The sequence below is a fragment of the Ramlibacter albus genome, assembly GCF_014297445.1.
In the GTDB taxonomy this organism is placed as follows: domain Bacteria; phylum Pseudomonadota; class Gammaproteobacteria; order Burkholderiales; family Burkholderiaceae_C; genus Ramlibacter; species Ramlibacter albus.
The window spans coordinates 335,424-357,792 of record NZ_JACORU010000003.1; the positions used below are offsets into that span (position 1 = coordinate 335,424).

Annotated in this window: 20 protein-coding genes; 5 read left to right on the forward strand and 15 right to left on the reverse strand. The window is 68.6% G+C overall.

The window, feature by feature from the left end; genetic code table 11:
- Positions 1-12 precede the first annotated feature (12 nt).
- The 7 genes from H8R02_RS11025 to H8R02_RS11055 form a co-directional block, all read right to left on the reverse strand.
- Positions 13-1,404, reverse strand: coding sequence for an enolase-like domain-containing protein (locus tag H8R02_RS11025; protein WP_187081443.1), 1,392 nt, complete (start codon positions 1,402-1,404; stop codon positions 13-15).
- Entirely contained in the window at positions 1,394-2,227 is an 834-nt protein-coding gene (locus H8R02_RS11030; protein WP_187081444.1) for a sugar phosphate isomerase/epimerase family protein, read from the reverse strand. Before H8R02_RS11030 ends, H8R02_RS11025 begins: the two co-directional genes overlap by 11 nt.
- Positions 2,224-3,759 (reverse strand): tripartite tricarboxylate transporter permease, encoded by a 1,536-nt coding sequence (locus H8R02_RS11035; protein WP_187081445.1) that lies wholly within the window; start codon positions 3,757-3,759, stop codon positions 2,224-2,226. The genes H8R02_RS11030 and H8R02_RS11035 overlap by 4 nt, the downstream gene beginning before the upstream one ends.
- Before the next feature lie 12 nt (positions 3,760-3,771).
- A complete protein-coding gene (locus tag H8R02_RS11040) occupies positions 3,772-4,308 on the reverse strand; it encodes a tripartite tricarboxylate transporter TctB family protein (protein ID WP_187081446.1) in 537 nt (178 codons plus the stop codon).
- A 15-nt stretch (positions 4,309-4,323) separates the two neighbouring features.
- The gene (locus tag H8R02_RS11045) at positions 4,324-5,319 is read right to left on the reverse strand and encodes a Bug family tripartite tricarboxylate transporter substrate binding protein (RefSeq protein WP_187081447.1); all 996 of its coding nucleotides are present in this window, start codon (positions 5,317-5,319) and stop codon (positions 4,324-4,326) included.
- Between the two features lie 98 nt (positions 5,320-5,417).
- Positions 5,418-6,485 carry a dihydrodipicolinate synthase family protein gene (locus H8R02_RS11050; protein ID WP_187081448.1) on the reverse strand — a complete coding sequence of 356 codons (1,068 nt, stop codon included), beginning with the start codon at positions 6,483-6,485 and terminating at the stop codon, positions 5,418-5,420.
- Positions 6,486-6,489: 4 nt separating this feature from the next.
- The gene (locus H8R02_RS11055) at positions 6,490-7,512 is read right to left on the reverse strand and encodes an NAD-dependent epimerase/dehydratase family protein (RefSeq protein ID WP_187081449.1); all 1,023 of its coding nucleotides are present in this window, start codon (positions 7,510-7,512) and stop codon (positions 6,490-6,492) included.
- A gap of 230 nt (positions 7,513-7,742) precedes the next feature.
- On the opposite strand from H8R02_RS11055, the gene H8R02_RS11060 reads away from it, so the two are divergent.
- The 4 genes from H8R02_RS11060 to H8R02_RS11075 all read left to right on the forward strand — a co-directional run bounded on the left by H8R02_RS11060 (position 7,743) and on the right by H8R02_RS11075 (position 12,657).
- Positions 7,743-7,946: a hypothetical protein gene (locus tag H8R02_RS11060; protein WP_187081450.1), complete on the forward strand. Its 204-nt coding sequence runs from the start codon at positions 7,743-7,745 to the stop codon at positions 7,944-7,946.
- A gap of 79 nt (positions 7,947-8,025) precedes the next feature.
- A complete protein-coding gene (locus tag H8R02_RS11065) occupies positions 8,026-9,201 on the forward strand; it encodes a PAS domain-containing protein (RefSeq protein WP_187081451.1) in 1,176 nt (391 codons plus the stop codon).
- Between the two features lie 134 nt (positions 9,202-9,335).
- Positions 9,336-11,258, forward strand: coding sequence for a DUF1800 domain-containing protein (locus H8R02_RS11070; protein ID WP_255429280.1), 1,923 nt, complete (start codon positions 9,336-9,338; stop codon positions 11,256-11,258).
- A gap of 10 nt (positions 11,259-11,268) precedes the next feature.
- Positions 11,269-12,657: a DUF1501 domain-containing protein gene (locus H8R02_RS11075; RefSeq protein WP_187081452.1), complete on the forward strand. Its 1,389-nt coding sequence runs from the start codon at positions 11,269-11,271 to the stop codon at positions 12,655-12,657.
- 7 nt (positions 12,658-12,664) lie between these two features.
- Here the strand turns inward: H8R02_RS11075 and H8R02_RS11080 are convergent, their stop codons facing one another.
- The 8 genes from H8R02_RS11080 to H8R02_RS11115 all read right to left on the reverse strand — a co-directional run bounded on the left by H8R02_RS11080 (position 12,665) and on the right by H8R02_RS11115 (position 21,441).
- Positions 12,665-13,663, reverse strand: a complete 999-nt coding sequence (locus tag H8R02_RS11080) for an ABC transporter ATP-binding protein (RefSeq protein WP_187081453.1) — start codon at positions 13,661-13,663, stop codon at positions 12,665-12,667.
- Complete coding sequence (locus H8R02_RS11085; protein WP_187081454.1) at positions 13,660-14,637, reverse strand: ABC transporter ATP-binding protein; 978 nt, start codon at positions 14,635-14,637, stop codon at positions 13,660-13,662. The genes H8R02_RS11080 and H8R02_RS11085 overlap by 4 nt, the downstream gene beginning before the upstream one ends.
- Complete coding sequence (locus H8R02_RS11090; protein ID WP_187081455.1) at positions 14,637-15,548, reverse strand: ABC transporter permease; 912 nt, start codon at positions 15,546-15,548, stop codon at positions 14,637-14,639. The genes H8R02_RS11085 and H8R02_RS11090 overlap by 1 nt, the downstream gene beginning before the upstream one ends.
- Positions 15,549-17,123 (reverse strand): ABC transporter substrate-binding protein, encoded by a 1,575-nt coding sequence (locus H8R02_RS11095; protein ID WP_187081456.1) that lies wholly within the window; start codon positions 17,121-17,123, stop codon positions 15,549-15,551. It abuts the gene before it with no gap.
- 2 nt (positions 17,124-17,125) lie between these two features.
- On the reverse strand, positions 17,126-18,352 hold the full coding sequence (locus H8R02_RS11100) for a M20 aminoacylase family protein (protein ID WP_187081457.1): 1,227 nt from the start codon (positions 18,350-18,352) through the stop codon (positions 17,126-17,128).
- Positions 18,352-19,332: an ABC transporter permease gene (locus tag H8R02_RS11105; protein WP_187081458.1), complete on the reverse strand. Its 981-nt coding sequence runs from the start codon at positions 19,330-19,332 to the stop codon at positions 18,352-18,354. Before H8R02_RS11105 ends, H8R02_RS11100 begins: the two co-directional genes overlap by 1 nt.
- Before the next feature lie 95 nt (positions 19,333-19,427).
- Positions 19,428-20,165, reverse strand: coding sequence for a DUF3047 domain-containing protein (locus H8R02_RS11110; RefSeq protein WP_255429282.1), 738 nt, complete (start codon positions 20,163-20,165; stop codon positions 19,428-19,430).
- A gap of 91 nt (positions 20,166-20,256) precedes the next feature.
- Entirely contained in the window at positions 20,257-21,441 is a 1,185-nt protein-coding gene (locus H8R02_RS11115; RefSeq protein WP_187081459.1) for a porin, read from the reverse strand.
- A gap of 310 nt (positions 21,442-21,751) precedes the next feature.
- Here H8R02_RS11115 and coq7 point away from each other — a divergent pair, with 310 nt between their 5' ends.
- A complete protein-coding gene (gene coq7, locus H8R02_RS11120) occupies positions 21,752-22,369 on the forward strand; it encodes a 2-polyprenyl-3-methyl-6-methoxy-1,4-benzoquinone monooxygenase (protein ID WP_187081460.1) in 618 nt (205 codons plus the stop codon).

Below are 22,369 nucleotides of genomic sequence, written 5' to 3' on the forward strand. Positions count from 1 at the left end.
ATCTGACCCCAATTATTGGATTTGCCGGACTGCGCTGTCCTGCAGGTCGGGCATCGCGGCGCTCGCGAAGCCGGGGCACGCCAGCGAGCCGATGGCGAGCTGGCCTTTCTCGATGCGCAACCGGACGGCGCCGTGGCTGCGCTCGTACAGGTCCGGGTGCGCGTCGAGGAAGGCATGCTGCTCGTGCGCGGGCTGCGCCGCCATGCCGTTGACATAGTGGTGGCCGTTGCGCTCGACATGCGTGATGCCCAGCAGGTTCACGAGCGCCAGGTCCTGCTGCACGGAAAGGCCGGCCTGCGTGGTCAGGTCCTCGGCGGACATGAAGTAGCGCGTGGCGCCCTCTTCGCGGTTCCATTGCGCGCAGCGCGCCGCATTGGTGAGCGATTTGTAGAAACCCTTGCAGGTCTTGGACGAGATGCCGGCATAACCGTGCGCACGGGCCACGACGAAGCTGTCCATCTCGCCGTCCGATTCGTCGACGATGACCTGCTTGCCGAGGTCGGCCTGCGCAATGTCGGTCTCGAGCGCGAGCTTGCGCGTGATCGGCTGCTCGATGAAGAGCGTGGACTCCCACATGCGGCGCAGCTGCGGGCAGGCGACGATGCCTTCGACGAGCTCGGCGACGTGAGCCGCGTTCTCGTACTGCTCGTTGCCGTCGAGGGACACGTGATACGGCTCCGGGATGCGATCGAGGACGGTGGCGATCTTCTGCAAGCGCTCGATGTCGGCCTCCAGCTTGCCGCTCACCTTCAGCTTGAAGTAGCGGTGGCCGTAGGTGCGCACCACGTCCTGCAGCGTCTCGGGCAAGCCGTCGTTCACGGGCGTCTGCAGCTCGTCACGCGTGATCGCATCGACCAGGCCGACGGTGTGCCGCGCCGCGATCGTGCGCGCCGGCCGCAGCGTCGCGAGGAAATCGCCGATCGGCATGCCGGGGATGTTGGCGCGCACCGAGTCGTAGAACGAGATGCCGAGCAAACGGCACAGCGCGTCGAACACCGCCCGGTCCACCTGCGCCGGGCCGTAGCCGGCCAGCAGCGGGTTGTAGCCGCGCCGCGCGCCTTCGCGCAGGCAAGCATCGTAGTGGCGCATGAAGTGGCCGTACGAAGTGGCGGGCTCGCCGTCCGAGAGATAGGCGCCACGCGCGATGCGCAGCACGTCGCGCAACTGCTCGAAGTTGTCCTCGTTGGAAAGCGCGAGGTTCTTGTCGAACCATTTGGGCGCCATCATCTCGGCCGCCATGCCCCAGTCGGTGCGGCCGTCGGGCAGCTCGATGCGCGCCCGCACGAAAGCCTGCGGGCATTCGGTGAGCGTCACCACGCCGAAGCGGAAGGGCAGCCGCAGCTTCACCGGCCGCTCGTAAAGCTCGATCTCGCGGATGCGGACGCGCGGCGCTTCAGTGCCCATGCCGCAGCCCCTCCAGCACGCCGCGCAGGTAGCCGATGGCATGCGCGGCCGCGCCCGGGCCGTCGGGCACGTAGTCGAACGGCTCCACCGCCACCCAGCCGCTCCACATGCGCAGCACGGAGAGGATGGGGCCGAAGGCGAGGTCGCCCTGCCCCGGCCCGCGGCGGTTGGGGTCGTTCACCTGGATGTGGCCGATGAAGTCCGTGGTGAGCCAGTTGGAGAGCAACTGGTGCACGGCCAGCGCCTCGGTCTGGCCGGCGGCGCTGCAGTCGATCATCGTCTTGAACGCCGGCGAGCCGATCTCCTTCACCAGCTTCACGGCTTCGTCGACCGTGTTGAGAAGGTCGGTCTCCCTGCGCGACAACGGCTCGATGCAATACGTGACGCCGCATTCACGCGCACGCGCCGCCGCCTGCGCCAGGCACTCGCGCGCACGTTCCCACGCCTGCTCGCGTGTCGCGCCCGCGGGCACCTTGCGCTGCTTCGGCGAGCCGTGCACGAGGTAGTTGCCGCCCATCGCGGCGCACAGCTCCACGAGGCGGCCCATGAAAGCGGACGTGCGTTGCCGCACCTGCGCGTCGTCGCTCACGATCGAAAGACCCGGCGGCGCAACGAGAAGCCAGTGCAGCCCGCTGATCGCGATGCCATGGTCCTGCGCGATCTTGCGGAACTCCGCGGCCTGCGCATCGGTGATCTTCGTTGGATCCTCGGCCAGCGTGAACGGCGCGACCTCCAGCCCGTCGTAGCCCAGCGCTTTCGCGAAGCGGCACTGCTCCGCAAACGCCATGGGCTGCAGCACCTCGTTGCAAAGGGCGAACTTCATGCGCGCCTCGTGAAGAGCGAGCGGATGCCGCCCGTGACCGCATCGCGGGCCCGCACCACCTGCCGCTTGAACGGCGGCACGTACAGCAGGATGGTGAAGATGGTGACGATGGCGAACACCAGCGCGATCGGCCGCGTGAAGAAGGCGCCGAAGTCGCCGTCCGACAGCACGAGGCCGCGGCGCAGGCTCTTGTCCAGCAGCGGGCCGAGCACGAGCCCCAGCACCAGCGGCGCCATCTCGTAGCCGCGGCGGCGCAGGAAGAAAGCGCCGATGCCGATGGCCATCATGATGTACACGTCGAACAGGCGCGACGCGGTCGCGAAAGCGCCGACCAGGCACAGCAGGTACACGATCGGCATGAGGATGTTGCGCGGCACGCGCAGCACGTGCAGCAGCGGGCGTACGCCGAACAGGCCGAACAGCAGGATGGTGATGGACGCCAGCGTGGTCATCGCGACCACCTGGTAGATGAAGTGCGGGTTGGTGATCGGCAGCATCGGCCCCGGCTGCACGCCGTGGATGATCATCGCGGCCATCAGCACCGCCGAGGGCGCGGAACCGGGGATGCCGAGCGCGAGGCACGGGATGATGTGCCCGGGGATCGAAGACATGTCACCCGTCTCCGCCGCCATCAGCCCGTCGATGGAGCCCTTGCCGAATTTCTCCGGCTCCTTGCTCACCGCCTTCGCGGCCGCGTACGACATCCATGCGCCGGCGTCTTCGCCCACGCCGGGCAGTAGGCCCGTGACGACGCCGATGATTCCCGAGCGCAGCACGGTCCAGCGGTAAACCATGATCTCGCGCCAGCGCGGCAGCACCGAGTCCTTCAGGTCGATCATCTTGCGCTCGATGGGGTCCGCGAGCGTGGTCAGCACTTCGGCAAGGCCGAACGCGCCGACCAGCGCGGGGATGAGCGCGATGCCGCCGGCGAGCTCGTCCCAGCCGAAGGTGAAGCGGTTGTACGCATAGAGGCTCTCCTGCCCGATCTGCGCGAGGAACAGGCCGAGCAGGCCCATCAGCCAGCCCTTGAGCGGATCACCCCCGACGATGGAACCGGACAGCGTGACGCCGAACAATGCCAGCCAGAAGAATTCGAACGCGCCGAACGACAGGGCGACTTCAGCGAGCATCGGCGTGAACAGCGCCAGGCACAGCACACCGATCAGCGTGGATACGAAAGCCCCCGACGTCGCGATGCCGATTGCGCGCCCCGCCTGCCCCTGCTTGGCCAGCGCATAACCGTCGGCGCACGACGCGGCGTTGGCCGCGGTGCCCGGGATGTTCAGCAGGATCGCCGTGCGCGAGCCGCCGTACAGCGCGCCGACATACGAGCAGATCAGCACCAGGATCGCCTGGTTCGGCTGCAGCTTGATGGTGAGCGTCGTGAGCAGCGCAATGGCGAGCGTCGCCGAGAGCCCCGGCAGGATGCCCATCACGATGCCGACGAAAGCGCCACCCAGCCCGTAGAGCAGCGTCATCGGGTGCATGAAGCCGAGCCACGCGTTGCCGAGGTCCTGGAGTCCTTGCAGCATCTGTTGAAAGCTTCAGGGCAAGCGCACGAGGAAGAGGTCCTGGAAGGCGACCTGGGTGATGACCGCGGCGAGCACGCCGATGAGCACCGCCTTGCCGATCACGCGCGGCGTGAGGCGGCGCGCTTCAGGGTCGCGGTCCATGCGCTGCAGGATGAGGATGGAGCCGGTGATGAAGATCGCCGATGCCAGCCAGAACGGCAGGCCGCGGCCGACCAGCACCACCGAGTACACCACGCACAGCGCGATGACCGTCCACACGCGCTTGCGGACTTCGCGCTGGTGCTCCGTGAACGGCTCGCGCGGGTGCGCGAGCGCACCGCGCCGCCAGCTGCGCACCGCGAGCACGCCGCCCAGCAGGATCATCGCGATGCCGAGCATGCCCGGCAGCAGCCCCGGCACGGTGTACGGGTTGATGTTCTGCGACTGCAGCCGGTCCATCGAGACCGAGGCCACGAGCACGGCCACGCCGAACACCACCCAGCCGAGGCCTTGCCACAGGTCCGAGCGCGGGGTGATGTCCTCGGCCTCGTCGCCTTCGTGCTGCTGCATCAGGGCATCAAGGCATCAGGGCTTCGGGATGCCGACGGTATCCGGCGCCACCTTGGTCTTGCCCGCGGCGTGCAGGTTCCACGCATTGGCCTGGATCGCCGGGAACACGGCCTTCTGCGCGGCCTCGCCCGCGACGGGCGCGAACAGCGCGCCGCGGGACGTGGCGTACTTCTTCAGCGCGTCGCTCTTCGCGATGGTGTCGGCCCAGATCTTCTCGACCGTCTTCACCACGTCGTCGGGCACGCCCTTGGGAATGAAGATGCCGAAGTAGTTGGGCGGCGCGCTGAAGCCCGGCAGGGTTTCGGACAGCGGCGGGATCTTGCCGTAACCCTCGAGCTCGATGGGCTTGTCGCTGACGGTGGCGAGCGGGCGCAGGCGCTTGCCCCGGATCATGTCGGCCTGCTCCACGGCAAGCTGCGTGGTCGCGTCGGCCTCGCCGGCCACGGTGGCCACCACCGCCGGGTTGCCGCCGTCATAAGACACTTCCTTGTATTGCACGCCGGTGGCGCGCTGGATGAAGTCCATGGCGTTGTGCCCGGCGGACGTCACGCCCGCGGTCGCGACCTTCACCTGGCCAGGGTGCGCCTTCATGTCGTCGATGAACTGCTTGGCGTTCTGCCACGGCTTGGCGGGGTTGACGCCGATCACCTGGATGTTGGCCACCGACAGGAACAGGTGCCAGTCCTTGATGCTGGTGTTGAGCGAACCCAGCGCCTGGTAGGCGCCGAGGTCCTGCGCCGCGCCGGCCGTCCACGTGTAGCCGTCCTTCGCCGCGTCGAGCGCGCTCTTGGTGCCGATGGCACCGGAAGCGCCGGGCTGGTTGACGATCACGATCGTCTGGCCGAGCTGCTTTTCCATTTCGGCCGCGGCCACGCGGGTCACCTGGTCGGTGGAGCCGCCGGCGGCCCACGGCACGATCAGGTTGATGGGCCGCGCGGGCTTCCAGTTCTGCGCCGCGGCGGGCAGGCACGCGGTCAGGGCCAGCGCCGACAGGAATACTCGCTTGTGCATGTTTTGTCTCCTTGGAGTAATTCCCCAAATGGTTAATTAACCGCCGTCCCTTGTCAATGTGGTTTCCCTGTCATTGCGGGCTTGACCCGCAATCCATGTCAGGCGAGCCACCGCTCCTTGTTCGCAGCCACGAAGGCCGTGTCCACGAGGTGCGGGTAGTCGCGCATCACGCGCTCCAGTTCCTCGGCCTGCCCCTTGCTCAAGACCTCCGCCGGGTCGAGGCACCACGTGCCCTGCAGCAGCCCCTGCCGCCGCAGCACCTCGTGGCAGCCGGCGATGCAGCCGTGGAAATCGTGCGCGACGTCGAAGAGAGCCGCGTTGCAGTCGGTGACCTGCGCGTCGAGCGCCAGCAGGTCCATCGGTGCGCTGCCGGCCTGCACGGCAGCGTGGATGCGCTGGAGCAACTGCACCGCGCTTTGCGTCCACACGCTCCAGTGGCCGAGCAGGCCACCTTTGATTCGCACCGTGACGGGCTGGCCGTCGCGCATGAAGGTGAACGGCGACAGCAGGTCCAGCACGATGTGGTCGTCGTTGCCAGTGTAGAGCGTGATGCGCTCCTCCGCGCGCGCCGCGACCACGCCGCGGATCACGTCCAGCGTGCGGTAGCGGTGGAACGGCGCCATCTTGATCGCGACCACGTTGTCGATCTCGGCGAACCGCTTCCAGAAAGTCATCGGCAGGTGAATGCCGCCCACTGCCGGCTGCAGGTAGAAGCCCACCAGCGGCATGACGTTCGCGACCTCGCGGCAGTGCGCCACGAGCTCGTCCTCGCTCGCGCCCTTCATCGCGGCCAGCGACATCAGCGCGCCGTGGTAGCCGAGGCCGCGTGCGACGCCGGCTTCCTTCATGGCCTGCTGCGTCTTGCCGGCAAGCCCCGCGATCATGAAGAGCGGGCGCTTGCCGCCGATGGGCGTCCAGTCGCGCGCCGTGTCCATCGCGAGCCTGAGCACGGGCTCGTAAAGGCCGACGTCGCGGATGGCGAACTGCGTGGAGTGCACGCCCACCGCCACGCCGCCGGAGCCGGCGTCGAGGTAGTAGCGGGTCATCGCGCGCTGGCGGCGCTCGTCGAGCTTGCGGTTCGCGTCGAGCGCGAGCAGGTGCGCGGGGATCGCCGCGCCACGGCGCAGCACCGCGAGCGAGTCGGCAGGGATGTCGGAGATGCGCATGGCTTCAATACTTCCCGTCGCGTGCTTCGTAATGCGTGGGCTTGTTCAGGCTCGCCCCACCGCGTTGCACCCAATCCGCCGTCCAGTCGATCATCGTCGTGAGTGTGACCTGCGGCTCGCCGAACAGGCGGAACGCCTCGCTGCAGTCCACCAGCCACGCCGTCGGCGCTTCGCTGCCCGTCAGCACCGGCTCGATGCCGAACCGCTCGCCGAACTCCCGCGCCAGCTCGCGGATGCTCACGCGCGGGCCGCTTATGTTGAGCCCCGACGCGGGCGCAGTGCAATGCGCGAGCGAGCGCAGCGCCCAGTCGTTCGCCTCGCCCTGCCAGATCACGTTCGCGTGCCCCATCGAAAGGTCGATCGGCTCGCGCGCCAGCACCTTGCGTGCCACGTCGTGCAGCACACCGTAGCGCATGTCGATCGCGTACGACAGGCGCAGCAGCCGCCCCGGCGTGCCGAGCTCGTGCGAGAAGTGCTCGAACATGCGCTCGCGCGCCACGCACGAGTTGGCGTACTCGCCCGACGGCGCCGTCGGCGGCATGCTCTCCGGGGAACCCGGCCCCGACGTCGGCACGAAGGGATAAACGCACGCCGTCGAGAAGGCAACGATGCGCGACTTCGCGAAGCGCTCGGCCACGAGCGCCGGCACGTGCGCGTTCATCGCCCACGTCAGCCACTCGCTGCCGGTGGAGCCGAACTTGCGCCCGGCCATGAACACCACGTTGGGTGCGTCGGGCAGGCGCGCCAGCGCGTCGCGCGACAGCAGGTCGGCCTCGATGCACTCGACGCCCCAGCCCTGCAGCTGCTCGCGCAGGCCGGGCTGCGAAAAGCGCGCGACGCCGATCACGCGCCGCGAAGCGTCCGCCCGTTTCGCCATGCGCGCGAGCGTGGGGCCCATCTTGCCGCCGACGCCCAGCACCAGGATGTCGCCCGGTGCACGGGCGAGCGCTCCCTGCAGCGCGGCGGAGGGCCGGCTCATCTCGTCCTCGAGCGCGGCCACGTCTTCGAATCGTTTCGGTAATTCCATGGCACCCGAGGATTCACCAGCCGATGGACGGCCTCATCGCGGCGAACCCTTAGAACGAAACAACACCGGTCGTGCGACGGCACGCTGGCTCAGGTAGGCGCATTCCTATCCCCCCTAGGGCTGCGCCTCATGGCATTTACGAAAAGTGCCGAGCCTCTTTTGGGAACCGGCTGATGCCGCTTCCAGGGGCCATCGACCATAGTTGGAACAACCGAAACCTGGAGGCCATCATGACAACCGATTGCTCGCACACCCAGTTCCAGCTGCGTTTCCGCTCGCTGTTCGACGCGGGCCGCGGTTTTGCCTTCCCGTGCGACGCACGCGGCCTGGTGGACATGGAGACCCTGAGCGAACGCGCGCGCAACAACTACCTGTACGCCCGCGCCATGGTGGGCCGCGAACTCGCCGTCCCGGCCGTGGAATTCGCCGGCTGAGCTACCACTCGCATGAGCCGGGGCTGGCATTACCGCCCCGTTTCGTGTTGAATCCGGAGGTCCGACACCTAAGGATTACATGCAATCGCCCGGTGACCCCGCACTGGCCGCAGCCTTCGACTGCAGCCCGGCGGGGCTCGCGCTGCTCGACCTGCAGTTCCGCCCGTTGCGCGTCAACGCGGCGCTGGCGAGCCTGCTCGGCTGCACAAGGGACGAGCTGCTGGCCATCAACCCGTTCTACCTCGGCAGCAACGAAGAGGTGCTGGCCGAAGCCCAGCAGCGCCTGGCGATGCTCACCGGCGGGCTCGACACCTACCGCTGCGAACGGCGCCTGGCCCGCACGGGCCAGCCCGTGTGCTGGCTGGAGCAGTCCTGCACCGTCGTTCGCGCCCCGGACGGCACGCCCATCCACTTCCTGATCGAAGTGCGCGACTGCACCGAGCGGCGCACGCTGGAGATGGCGCTGCGCGAGTCCGAGGAGCGCTTCCGCTACACGTTCGAGGAAGCGGCGCTGGGCATCGTCCACATCGACACGCGCGGCAACATCATGCGGGTGAACCGCCGCATCTGCGAGATGCACGGCTACTCACGCGAAGAGATGGTCGGGCGCTCGGCCTTCGACCTGATGGAGGACCGCGGCCACAGCGCGCGCGACGACATCTCCGGCCTGCTGCGCGGCCAGTGGCGGCACTACACGGCGGAGCGGCGCTTCATCCGCAAGAACGGCGAGAGCTACCCGGCGCGCGTGTCGGTGTCGATCGCTCGCACCATCGCCGGCCAGCCGTACCTGATCTCGATGGTGGAGGACCTGTCCAAGCAGAAGGCCGACGAGCGCCGCATGCGCCGCCAGGCGCAGATGCTGCACAGCGCCAACGACGCCATCATCATCCACGACGAGGCGCGGCGCGTGCGCTACTGGAACAAGGGCGCCGAGCGCCTGTTCGGCTGGCGCGCCGAGCAGGCGCTGGGCCGCACCTTCGCCGACCTGCTGGGCCCCAACGCGGCGCTCACGGTGGGTGAGATGGAGCTGCTGTACCGCCAGGGCGAACTCGTGGTGCAGGTGACGTGCCACACGCCCGACGGCCGCACGCGCGAGATCGAGCGGCGCTTCACGGTGGTGGAGGGCGAGGACGGCGACGCCACCGCGGTGCTCTCCGTCAACACCGACATCACCGAGCGGCTGCGCACGCAGCGCGAGCTCGAAGAGCGCAACCGCGAGCTGCAGGCGCAGGTGTCGCGCGTGGCCACTGAATAGGCCTCCGCGCGTCGGCGAACCGTTCGCGTTCGTCGCCCTCCCCCCCAATTTTTACTTCTGCTTAACAGCGATTGCTGGACGAAAGCCTTCGTTCCAGCGTTGAATCCACAGCGAGGGAAGAAGGAGGGGCCTGCATGGACCACACGGAATCGCGCTGGGTGGCCGCTGCCGCGGCCGGGGCGCTGCTGGCCGCCTGCGGTGGCGGCGAGGAGGAAGGCAGCGCGTTGCCGGCCGCGATGCGCGACACGGCCGGTGCCACGGCGAACCCCGCGCTCGTCGCGATGCCGCAGGCGCAGGCGGCGCGCACGCTGACGGCGGCGGACTTCATGGACTGGGCGGAGCGGGCCTATCCGCAGTACTTCCCCGGCCACCCGGCGGACCGCAGCGCGCCGCCCTTCACCTACCGCTACTACCCCGACGCGCAGAACTACCTGGGCGTGGCGGACGGCAGCGTGTACGTGCTGGGTGCGCTCACCGGCATGCAGCTGGTTCGCGTGGGCTCGCTCACGGACTTCACATGCGCCGTGTATAGCTGCACGACCGCGGCCCCGACGGCCACGGAAGCCGCGCGCTTCCTCGCGCAGGCCACGCTCGGCGCCAACCGCGCGCAGGTGCAGGCGGTGCAGTCGAGCGACTACGCCACCTGGATCGAGGCGCAGTTCGCCGCGCCGCGCAGCCAGGGCCACTACGACTGGCTGATGGCCAACGGCTACAGCGCCGAGACCTTCCGCGACAACGCGCAGGGCCTGGACAACACCGTGTGGCGCAAGCTCGTGTCGCACACCGACCCGCTGCGACAGCGCATGGTGCTGGCGCTGTCGGAAATCCTTGTGGTCTCCGCAACGGGTTTGCAAGGGCCGTGGGCGCAGTTCGCGGCGGCCAACTACCTCGACATTCTCGAGACGAACGCGTTCGGCAACTACCGCACGCTGCTCGGGCAGGTGACGCTGTCCACGGCGATGGGCAACTACCTCACCTTCCGCGGCAACCGGCGCTCCACCAACGGCAGCCAGCCGGACGAGAACTACGCGCGCGAGGTGATGCAGCTGTTCACCATCGGCCTGCTGCAGCTGGATGCGAACGGTGTCCCTTCCGCCGCCGAGACCTACACGGCGAACGACGTGAGCCAGCTCGCGCGCGTGTTCACGGGCTGGGAGTACGACATCAGCGGCCTGACCGCGCCGCTGCCGCCCGAGGTGCAGCGGCGGCCGATGGTGCAGAACGCGAATGCGTACGAGACGGGGAGCAAGAGCTTTCTCGGCATGACGATCCCCGCGGGAACGAGTGCGATGGTGGGGCTGAACACCGCGCTCGACACCCTCTTCAACCATCCCAATACGCCGCCCTTCATCAGCCGGCAGCTGATCCAGCGCCTCGTCACGAGCAACCCGAGCCCGGCGTACGTGGGCCGCGTGGCGGCCGCGTTCACCAACAACGGCAGCGGCGTGCGCGGCGACCTGCAGGCCGTGCTGCGTGCGATCCTGCTCGACACCGAAGCGCGCGATGCACGCACGGCAGCCGCGCCCACGTTCGGCAAGCTGCGCGAGCCGGTGGTGCGCTTCCTCAACTGGGCACGCGGCTTCAATGCGAGTTCGCCGGGCGGGCGCTGGGACATCGGCGACCTTTCCAATGCGGGCACGCGGCTCGGGCAAAGCCCGATGCGTTCGCCCACGGTGTTCAATTTCTTCCGGCCCGGGTATGTGCCGCCGGGCACGGACGCGGCGCGGCTGGGCCTGGCGGTGCCGGAGCTGCAGATCACCAACGAAACGTCGGTCGCGGGTTACGTCAACTACATGCAGCGCGCCGTGGCGGGCAACGGCATCGGCGACGTGCGCGCGGACTACTCGTCGCTGCTGGCGCTGGCGTCTAACCCCGCGGCGCTGCTGGACGAGGTCAACCTCGTGATCGCGGCGGGGCAGGTGCCCGCCGCCACCCTGTCGACGCTGGCAACGGCCTTGGGCACGATCGCCGCGACCACCGACGCCGGCCGCCTGAACCGCGTGCATGCCGCGCTGGTGCTGGTGCTCGCGGCCCCCGAATACATCGTCCAGAAGTGAGGTGAACGCGATGGACCCGCACTTCCCCACCCTCGAACCCACCAATGCCTCGCGCCGCGAGTTCCTGCGCAAGAGTGCGCTGCTCTCCGTCGCGGGCTCCGCCACGCCCTGGGCACTGAGCCTCGCGGCCATCGGCGATGCAGCCGCGGCGACTGCAACCGACTACAAGGCACTGGTGTGTGTCTTCCTCAATGGCGGCAACGACTACGCCAACACGGTCGTGCCGTACGACACGGCCAGCTACAACCTCTACCAGGGGTTCCGGCCGAACATCGCGCTCGCCCGCGACACGCTGCTGCCGCTCACGCCCGCGACACCGCTCGCGAACGGGCGCCAGTACGCGCTGGCGCCGCGCCTCTCCGCGCTGGCGCCTTTGTTCGGCGCGGGGCAGCTCGCCGTGCTCATGAACATCGGCACGCTCGTGCAGCCGACGACGAAGGCGCAGTACACCGCGCGTTCGGTGCCGCTGCCGCCCAAGCTCTTCTCGCACAACGACCAGGCCTCGTACTGGCAGTCGTCGATGGCGGAGGGGGCAGTCACGGGCTGGGGCGGGCGGCTGGGCGACCTGTTCGCGTCGAGCAACAGCACGTCGACCTTCACGTGCATCGGGCTTGCGGGCAACGCCGTCTTCCTGTCGGGCAATGCGGCGCTGCAGTACCAGGTCACATCCAACGGCTCGATCCCCGTCAACGGGGTGAGCAGCGCGCTCTTCGGCTCCACCGCGTGCTCGACGGCCCTGCGCAACCTGATGACGGGTGCGCGCAACCACGTGCTGGAGAACGAGCTCGCGCGCGTGGCGGACCGGTCGATCGATGCGAACGAGATGGTCACGTCCGCGCTGACCTCCTCGAACGTCGCGACCGCTTTCCCCGCGAACAACACCCTTGCCGACCAGTTGCGCCTCGTGGCCCGCTTGATCGGGGCGCGCAATGCGCTCGGCGCGAAGCGGCAGGTGTTCTTCGTTTCGCTCGGCGGTTTCGACAACCACAACGCGCTGGCCACCACGCACCCCAACCTGCTGGGGAATGTCGGCGGTGCGATGGCCGCTTTCCAGCAGGCGATGGCGGAGCTGGGCGTGGCGCGCCAGGTGACCACGTTCACCGCTTCCGACTTCGGCCGCACGCTCGTGAGCAACAGCGATGGCTCGGACCATGGCTGGGGCGGGTTCCACTTCGTGATGGGCGGCAGCGTTGCCGGCGGCACGTTCATCGGCACGCCTCCCGCTGTTGCGAACAACGGTGCCGACGACGTCGGCCAGGGCCGCCTGCTGCCTTCGCTCTCGGTCGACCAGCTCGCCGGCACGCTTGCCTCGTGGTTCGGTGCGTCCGACACGGAGGTCAACGACGTGGTGCCGAACCTGTCGAAGTTCGGCACGCGGACCTTGCCGGTCTTTGCCTGACCCTCGCCTAGATCCGCCCCTCTTCGACCGCGTGGCAAGCCACGCGGATGCCGCCGATCGCCAGCAAGGCCGGCCGCTCGACGCGGCAGCGCTCGTTGGCATGGGGGCAGCGAGGGTTGAACGCGCAGCCGCCCGGCGGGTTCAGCGGGTTCGGAACCTCCCCCTGCACCGGCGTGCGGGCACGCCCCGTGTCGTGCATCTTCGGGATCGCGTCCAGCAGCATGCGCGTGTACGGATGCCGCGGGTTGCCGAAGAGCGAGTCCTTGCCCGCCAGCTCGACGAGGCGGCCCAGGTACATCACGCCGACCTCGTCGCTGACGTGCCGCACCACGGCAAGGTTGTGCGAGATGAACAGGTACGTGAGGCCCTGCTGCCGCTGCAGGTCCTTCATGATGTTGAGCACCTGCGCCTGCACGCTCACGTCCAGCGCCGAGGTCGGCTCGTCGCAGACGAGGAACTCCGGATGCGTCGCCAGCGCACGCGCGATCGAGATGCGCTGGCGCTGGCCGCCGGAGAACTGGTGCGGGTACTTCACCATGTCCAGCGGGCTCAGGCCCACCGACTGCAGCAGCTCGCCCACGCGCGCCTTCAGCTCGCCGGCGCCATGCACGATGCCGTGCTCGCGCAGCGGCTCGGCGACGATGTCCTCCACCTTCCAGCGCGGGTTCAGGCTGGCATAGGGGTCCTGGAAGATCATCTGGATGCGGCGGCGCAGCCTGGCGCCGTCGGCCGACGCATACGCGGCGTGCGCGTCCTGCCCGTCGAAGGACATGGACCCGCGCGACGGCTTGTAGAGGCCCACCAGCAGGCGCGCCACCGTGCTCTTGCCGCACCCCGATTCACCGACGAGCGCGAGCGTGCGGCCCTTCTGGATGTCGAAGCTCACGCCGTCCACGGCGTGCAGCAGCTGGCGCGGCTTGCGCTCCAGCACGCGGTTGAGGAATGGCGCGGAGACGTCGAAGGTCTTCGCGAGGTCCTTCGCCTGCACCAGGGGCGGCATGCTCATCCCGGCATCTCCGCGTTCGCGTCGTGGAGCCAGCAAGCAGCGCGAGTCGCGCCCGCGTTCAGCAGGTCCGGCCGCTCGCGCGTGCAACGCCCGAACGCGCGCGGGCAGCGCGGGTTGTAGGCGCAGCCGGGCGGGATGGCGTTCAGGCGCGGCATGGCGCCGTCGATCTGGTAGAGGCGCTCGCGGTCCACGGCCATGTCCGGGATCGCGGCCATCAGCCCCATCGTGTACGGGTGCGCGGGCTGGTTGATCACTTCGTGCACCGGCCCGATCTCGGCGATGCGGCCCGCATACATCACCGCCACGCGGTCGCAGGTCTCGGCAATGACGCCCATGTCGTGCGTGATCAGCATGACGGCCGCGCCGCGGTCGCGGCAGATGCGCTTGAGCAAGGTGATGATCTGCGCCTGGATCGACACGTCGAGCGCGGTGGTGGGCTCGTCGGCGACGATCAGCTTCGGCTCCGCGGCGAGCGCGAGCGCGATCACCACGCGCTGGCGCATGCCGCCGGAGAACTGGTGCGGGTAATGGTCGATCCGCTCCGCGGCGGCGGGGATGCCGGTGTCTTCGAGCAGGCTGATCGCCCGGCGCCTCGCCTCGGCACCGTCCACCGGCAGGTGCGCCTGGATCGTCTCGGTCAGCTGGCGGCCGATCGTGTACAGCGGGTTCAGCGACGTGAGCGGGTCCTGGAAGATCGCGCCGATGCGGCGGCCGCGGATGTGGCGCATCCTCGCCGGCGGCAGGTTGTCGATGCGCTCGCCCTCGAGCATCACCTGCCCGGACGCGATGCGCCCCGGCGGCTCCAGCAGGCCGATGATCGCGGCGCCCGTGAGGCTCTTGCCCGCGCCGGACTCGCCGACCACGCCCAGCACTTCGCCCGGCGCGATCTCGAAGGAGATGTCGTCCAGCGCGCGCAGCGTGCCGCGGCGCGTGGGGAATTCGACGATGAGGTTCTGGACCTGGAGCAGGGACATCAGCGAAGGCGCGGGTTCAATGCGTCGCGCAACCAGTCACCCAGCAGGTTCACGGACAGGGCAATGGCGATGAGCATGATTCCGGGGAAGATGGATATCCACCACTCGCCCGAGAACAGGTAGTTGTTGCCCTGCCCGATCAGCGTGCCGAGCGAGGGCGAGGTCGGCGGCACGCCGACGCCCAGGAACGACAGCGTGGCCTCGGTGATGATGGCCGTCGCGATCTGGATCGTCCCCAGCACCAGCACCGGGCCCAGCACGTTGGGCAGCACGTGCCGCACCATGATGCGCAGCGGCGCGACACCGGTCACGCGCGCGGCCTGCACGTATTCCTTGTTGCGTTCGACCATCGTGGAGCCGCGCACCGTGCGCGCGTACTGCACCCAGCCGGTGAGCGTGATGGCGAGGATCAGCACGCCGAAGGCCACGCTGGTGTGCGCGTTCGGGAACAGCGCGCGGCCGACGCCGGCGATCAGCAGGGCCACGAGGATGGCCGGGAACGACAGCATCACGTCGCACAGGCGCATGAGGAAGCCGTCGACCCAGCCGCCGCGAAAGCCCGCCAGCAGCCCGAGGCTCACGCCGATGAGCACCGACAGCGCGACCGACACGAGGCTCACCACGAGCGAGATGCGCGTGCCGAACATGAGCGCCGACAGGATGTCGCGGCCCTGCTCGTCGGTGCCCAGCAGGTACTTCGCCTTGCCGCCGCCGACCCACGAGGGCGGCAGGTGCGCGTCGCCCAGCTCGAGCTGCGTGAGGTCGAACGGGTCGTGCGGCGCCACCCAGTTGGCGAACACCGCGCAGAACACGCACACGGCCAGCACCACGGCGGCCGCGACGGCGACGGGCGACGTGCGGAAGCTGTAGCCGACGTCGCTGTCGAGCCAGCCGGCGAGGACGGCCTTCAACTACTTCTTCACCGTGATCAGGCGGAACGACATGTTGTTGTCCGCGCGCTGCACCACGTCCACCTTCTTGCTCACGCCCCACGCCAGCGCCTGCTGGTGCAGCGGGATGTGGCCGACGTCGTCCATGTGGATCTTGAACGCTTCGCGGATCATCTCGTTGCGCTTCTTCTGGTCCGTCTCCACCTGGATCTTGTGCGTCAGCTCGTCCAGCTTCGGGTTGCAGTACGAACCCAGGTTGAACTGGCCCGCGCCCTTGTCGTCCACGCACGCCATCAGCGAGTTGAGCGGGTCGTGCGAGTCGTACGTGGTGGGCGTCCAGCCGAGCAGGTAGAAGCTCGTGTCGCGGCGCAGGATCTTGGGGAAGTAGGTGAGCTTGGACTCGAACGCGGCATTGATCTTGATCCCGATACGCGACAGGTTCGCGGCCACGGCCTGGCAGATGCGGCCGTCGTTGACGTAGCGGTCCGTCGGGCAGTTCATCGTCACTTCGAAGCCGTTCGGGTAGCCGGCGTCGGCCAGCAGCTTCTTCGCCGCTTCCGCGTCGTAGGGCAGCCGCTTGTCCATGTCGGCCATGTAGCCGTTGATGCCGGGGCCGACCATCAGCGCGCTCGGCCGCGCCGCGTTGCGCATGACGTTGCGCTTGATCCCCTCGATGTCGATGGCCTGGTAGAAGGCCTGGCGCACGCGCTTGTCCTGGAACGGGTTCTTGCCCTTCACGCTGGAGAACAGCAGCTCGGGACGCTTCTGGTCGAAGCCCAGGAAGATGGTGCGCAGCTCGGGGCCCTGCATCACGCGCGCGTTGGGCGAGGCGTTGATGCGGTCCACGTCCTGCAGCGGCACGGGCTCCATCAGGTCCACCTCGCCGGACAGCAGCGCCGCCACGCGCGTGGCGTCGTTGCCGATCGGCGTGAAGATCACCTCCTGCACGTTGCCCTCGACCTTGCCCCAGTAGTTGCCGTTGCGCACGAGCACGGTGCGCACGTTCGGCTGGCGCTCGCGCAGGCGGAACGGGCCGGTGCCGTTGGCGCGGAACGAGGCGGCGTTCTCGATGCCCTTGCGGCGGTCCACCGGCTGCACGGCCTGGTTGGCCTCGCACCACTTCTTGCTCATGATCGCCACGCGGTACAGCTGCGCGGGCAGGATGGGGAACGGCTTGACCGTCTCGATCTCGACGGCGAAGTCGTTGACCTTGCGCACCGCCTTGACGTCGTTCAGGTTGCCGCGCAGGTCGGAGCCCGCGGACTGCGCGCGCTGGAACGAGAACACCACGTCGTCCGCGGTGAACGGGGTGCCGTCGTGGAACTGCACGCCCTTGCGCAGGTCGAAGCGCCAGACGGTGGGCGAGGTCTGCTTCCACGCGGTGGCAAGCGCCGGCACGAGGTTCAGGTCCTTGTCGCGCATCACGAGCGGCTCGTAGAAGTTCGCGTCGAAGTCCAGCTGCAGCGACTCGTTCAGCGAGTGCGGGTCCATCGAGCCGGCGTCGCCCTGGTTGGCCACGCGCACGGTCTGCGCCTGCGCGCCGAGCGCCAGGAACGCCGCGGCAGCCACCGCAAGGAATTTCGTGTTCAGTTTCATTGTCATGCTCCGTGGGAAAGTGGGAGGGCCTGCTCGACCAGGCTCGCGTGCAGCGCGGCCCCCAGCGGCAGGATCTCGTCGTTGAAGTCGTAGCGGGTGTTGTGCAGCATGCAGCTGCCCTCGCCGCCCTGGCCGATGCGCAGGTACGCACCGGGCTTGACCTGCAGCATGAAGGAGAAGTCCTCGGCGCCCATGCTCGGTTCCATGTTGCGCACGACATTCTCCTTGCCCACCAGCATCTCGGCCACGTCGGCGGCGAACATCGCCTCGCGCGGGGTGTTGATGGTGGCGGGGTAGACGCGCTCGTAGCTCACGGTGGCCGTGGCGCCGAAGCCCAGCGCGATCGTGCTGCAAAGCTCCGTGAGGCGCTTCTCGATCAGCGCCTGCACTTCCGGGTTGAAGGTGCGCACCGTGCCGACCAGCGTGGCCTTGCCGGGGATCACGCTCATCGCGTGCAGGTCGCCGGCCTGCATCGCGCACAGGCTGATCACGGCGCCCTCGACCGGGCGAACGTTGCGCGAGACGATGCTCTGCGCGGCGGTGATGATGTGCGCGGCGACGAGCACCGGGTCCACCGCGAGGTACGGGTGCGCGCCGTGGCCGCCCTTGCCCGTGATCTCGATGCACACGCGGTCGGCCGAAGCCATCATCGCCGTCGGCGTGGTGCCGATGCAGCCGGGCTTCATGCTGGGCCAGTTGTGCATCGCGTAGACCGACTCCACCGGCCAGCGCTGGAACAGGCCGTCCTCGATCATCGCCTTGGCGCCGGCGAAGCCTTCCTCGCCCGGCTGGAAGACCAGCACCGCGGTGCCGTCGAAGTTGCGCGTCTCGGCGAGGTAGCGCGCCGCGCCCACGAGCATGGCCACGTGGCCGTCGTGCCCGCAGCCGTGCATCATCCCGCTCTTCTGCGACTTCCACGCGAAGTCGTTCTGCTCGGTCATGGTCAGGGCGTCCATGTCGGCGCGCAGGCCGATCATGCGGTTGCCCTGGCCCTTGCCGCGGATGATGCCCACCACGCCGGTCTTGCCGATGCCGGTGTGGACTTCGTCGACGCCGCACAGCTTCAGCGCCTCCTGCACCCGGGCGCCGGTGTAGACCTCTTCGTACCCCAGTTCGGGGTGCGCGTGCAGGTCGCGGCGGAACTCGGTGAGCTCCGGGTGGAACTGCGCGATGTGCGCGAAGGCGCGGCCGTGCGCGCCATAGCGGTGGGAAGCAACAGGTGCGAGCATCAATGGGCTCCCGCGGTGGTGATGCGCAAGCGCGGGTCCACGGCGAAGTACAACAGGTCGACGACGAGGTTGATGACGACGAAGATCAGCGCCACCAGGCACAGGTAAGCCGCCATCACCGGGATGTCCGCGAAGGTCACGGCCTGGATGAACAGCAGGCCCATGCCCGGCCACTGGAACACGGTCTCGGTGATGATCGCGAAAGCGATCAGCCCGCCCAGCTGCAGCCCCGCGATGGTCATCACGGGCACCAGCGTGTTCTTCAGCGCGTGGCCGAAATGGATCGCGCGGTCCGACAGGCCGCGCGCCCGCGCGAACTTGATGTAGTCGGTGCGCAGCACCTCCAGCATCTCGGCGCGCACGAGCCGCATGATGAGCGTGAGCTGGAAGATCGCGAGCGTCACCGACGGCAGGATGACGTGCAGCCAGCCGTCCTTCGTGAGCAGGCCGCTGGCCCACCACCCGAGCTGCACCGTCTCGCCGCGCCCGAAACTCGGCAGCCAGTGCAGGGTGACCGCGAACACCAGGATCAGCAGGATGCCGATCAGGAACACGGGCAGCGACACGCCCAGCAGCGACAGCGTCATGAACACGTGGGCCATGAACTTGCCGCGATGCAGCGCCGAGTACACGCCCATCGGCACGCCGATGAAGAGCGCGAGGAAGGCCGCGACGAGCGCCAGCTCCAGTGTCGCGGGGAAGCGCTCGCCGATCAGCCGCGACACCTTCGCGCCCTGGCGCAGCGACAGGCCGAACTCGCCCTGCACGGCATTGCCGATGAAGTGCCAGAACTGGACGAAGAAGGGCTGGTCGAGGCCGAGGTCCGCGCGCAGCTGGCGGATCTGGTCCGGCTTGGCGTCCTGCCCGAGCAGGAACACGACCGGGTCACCGACGTACTGGAACAGCAGGAACGCGATGAACGCCACCGTGAGCATGACGACCACGGCCTGGATCAGGCGTCGGATGATGAAGGCGAACATCGAATGGCGAACACGGGCTTGCCCCGCAACCGGCGGATGCTAGCAGAGCAACCCTCGTGCCCGACACGGGGGTTTCCTTCAGGTCCGCAGGAACGTCAGCGCGAGGCCACCGGCACGAGCCGCACCGGCCCGTACCAGGCGCGCGCGGTCGAGCGCGTGTTGTCGCTGTCGGTCATCACGCCGATGCTCACCAGCGCGCCCGGCGCTTCGCCGAAGGCGCGCTCGAAGTCGGCGCGGATGTCGCGTTCGTAGTCCAGCCAGCGGTTCAGGTGGCCCGTGCCGGACTCGAGCACGATCTTGCGGATGCGGTCGGTGCGCGGGCTCTTCACCACGCTGCCCGGCTCGCGCTTCGTGCACCACACGTACATCAGCGTGGCATAGGGCATCTCCTCGCCGGTGATCGTGCGCGCGAGCTCGTTGAGCAGCGCGTCCTTCGGCGAGAAGCGCGAGCGGTCGCCTTCGAACGCGAGGATGATGCGCACGGGCGAGTCGTCGGCCTCGCGCCTGCCGATGTCGGCCTGCGCGATCAGCTCGGGGACCATCCACGAGAAGCGCACGCGGCCCAGCTCGGCCGGCTCGACGTGCACGTTGCGCCGGAGCATGCTGGCCGAGGCGTTGGCGAGCACGGCCATGGCGTCGCGGCCGTCCTTGCGCGCGTAGTGGAACTCGGTGGCTTGCTTGCCGGGGAAGCGCTGGTGCACCCAGCCGGTGGGGCTTTGCACGGCGCGGGAGTGCTGCGCCCACGGCGTGGAGGCAACGTCCTCTTCACCTGGCGAGAGCGATGCGCAACCCGCGAGCAGCGCGGCCGCGGCAGCAACAGCAATGGACTTCAATGGATTTCCCAACGGCACAAAAAAAGCCGCCCGAAGGCGGCTTTCAAGTTTCTTCTCATTCTTGTGGCGGCGCAAGGCCGCCCATCGATGATTAGAAGCTGTGACGGATACCGAGATCGATACCAGACGAGGACTGGTTGGCGGTGGGCGACACGCCACCGTTCAGGACCTGGCTGGAACCGTTGTTGTTGCGCACGCGAGCCCAGGTGGCGTACAGGGCGGTACGCTTGGACAGGTTGTGCACGTAGCCCAGCGCGAACTTGCGGGCACGGGGATCCACGCTCGTGGCCGGCAGGTCGGTGCGGTACTGGCTGTACGCGGCACGGATTTCGCCGGGGCCCACGGGCACCAGGCCACCGATCAGGAAGCCGCGGCCGCGCGTGGCGCCGTTCTTGTCCCAGCTGTAATGAGCCTGCAGCTTGGCAACGCCGAAGTCCCACTGGCCACCGATGTTGTTCTGCTGAACGCGGCCGGAAGCGTACTTGGTGCGGCTCAGGGCCAGCGCCACGTTGAAGGGACCGGAGGCGTAGCCGACGCGAGCGCCCCAGCCCTTGCCGTCGTCTTCGGTCGCGGCGCCGGTCTGGGCGTTTTCGCCCATGTAGACCTGTGCCTGGCCGTAGAAGCCGCCCAGGTTGCCCGGCAGGAAGTAGCCGATGCTGTTGGACGCGCGGACGGCGGTCACGCCGGTGATGATGCTGTTCAGGGTCTGGGTCGTGCCCACGCCGTTCGTGCCGAACGGATCGAACACGGTCAGGTTCCAGAACTGCGGGGTGTAGTCACGGCCCAGGCGCAGTTCGCCCCAGCCGCCGGCCAGGCTCACCGTCGAGCGACGGGAGAACGTCAGGCCCTGGGCGCCGTTGATGGCGGCCGTGCAGGAAGACGTGCTGGTGGACGTGGAGGTGATGGCCGTGCCGGCCACGGGCGGCACAGCCGTCGTGGTGGTGGTCGTGGTCGTCGCGACCGTGCAGGTCGGGCCCGCGCCGGTGGACTGGTTGTTCGTGTTGGTCGTCGCGCCCGTGCCGTTGTCGTTGCTCAGCTGGGCTTCCAGCCAGAACGAAGCGGACATGCCGCCACCCAGGTCTTCCGTGCCACGGAAGCCCAGGCGCGAGCTGTTGTAGCCCGAGTGCGAGAGCTGCCAGCGGCTCGCCGCGCCGGCACCGCCGCCACGGCCGTACGCGATCGTCGCGTCGACGATACCGAACAGGGTGACCGACGACTGGGCGGACGCCGCGCCGGCAGCAGCCAGGGCTGCCAGTGCAATGAGGGACTTTTTCATGCAAGTTTCTCCAAGGTTAAACATAGGGCTCCGGTACGGATGGGGGCGCGTATTGGCAGGCAAGTCGACCTTCCACCGGATCCCCGGGCCAACCTCCTTTTGGGAAGTTGACCCGTATTCCACCAGAGGGACTTTTCTTACGCAAAGGATTTGGCAGGCGTATCCGGGGTTTCGTTGTGGCACGACAACAATGTCAAACCGCCCAGTGGACGGCGCGCAACAGCCCATTCCGGATGGCAAAAATAAAACCTGCGTCGTACAGCACGGAGTCGCCTGCGCGACGCCCCCCGCGCGGGTCTAAACTGCCCCCATGGACCTCCTGATCGGCGCCGTCGACGGCGCCCTGCGGACGCTTTTCGCCCCGCCGCGCGCGACGCGGCCCTGCCCCGTGCTGCCCGCGGAAGAGACTCACCTCGGCGCCGACGAGCGCCGGCACGCCGCGGCGCTGATGCGCGTGAACCACGTCGGCGAAGTGTGCGCGCAGGCGCTCTACACGGCCCAGGCCCTCGTCACGCAGGACGCGCAACTGAAGAAGCACCTCGAGCGCGCCGCGCGCGAGGAGACGGACCACCTCGCGTGGACCGAGCAGCGCCTGCGCGAGCTCGGCTCCCACACCTCGCTGCTCAACCCGCTCTGGTACGCGGGCGCTTTCGCGATCGGCCTGGCCGCCGGAAGGCTGGGCGACCCCGTGAGCCTGGGCTTCGTGGTGGAGACCGAGCGCCAGGTCGAGCAGCACTTGCAGGGCCACCTCGAGCGCCTGCCTGCCGGCGACCACGCGTCGCGCGCGATCGTCGCCCAGATGAAGGACGACGAAGCGGCCCACGGCGAGGCCGCGCTGCAGGCCGGCGCGGCGGAACTGCCCGCCATCGCGCGCCTGGCCATGAAGGCCGCGGCGCGCGTGATGACGACGACGGCGCACTACATCTGA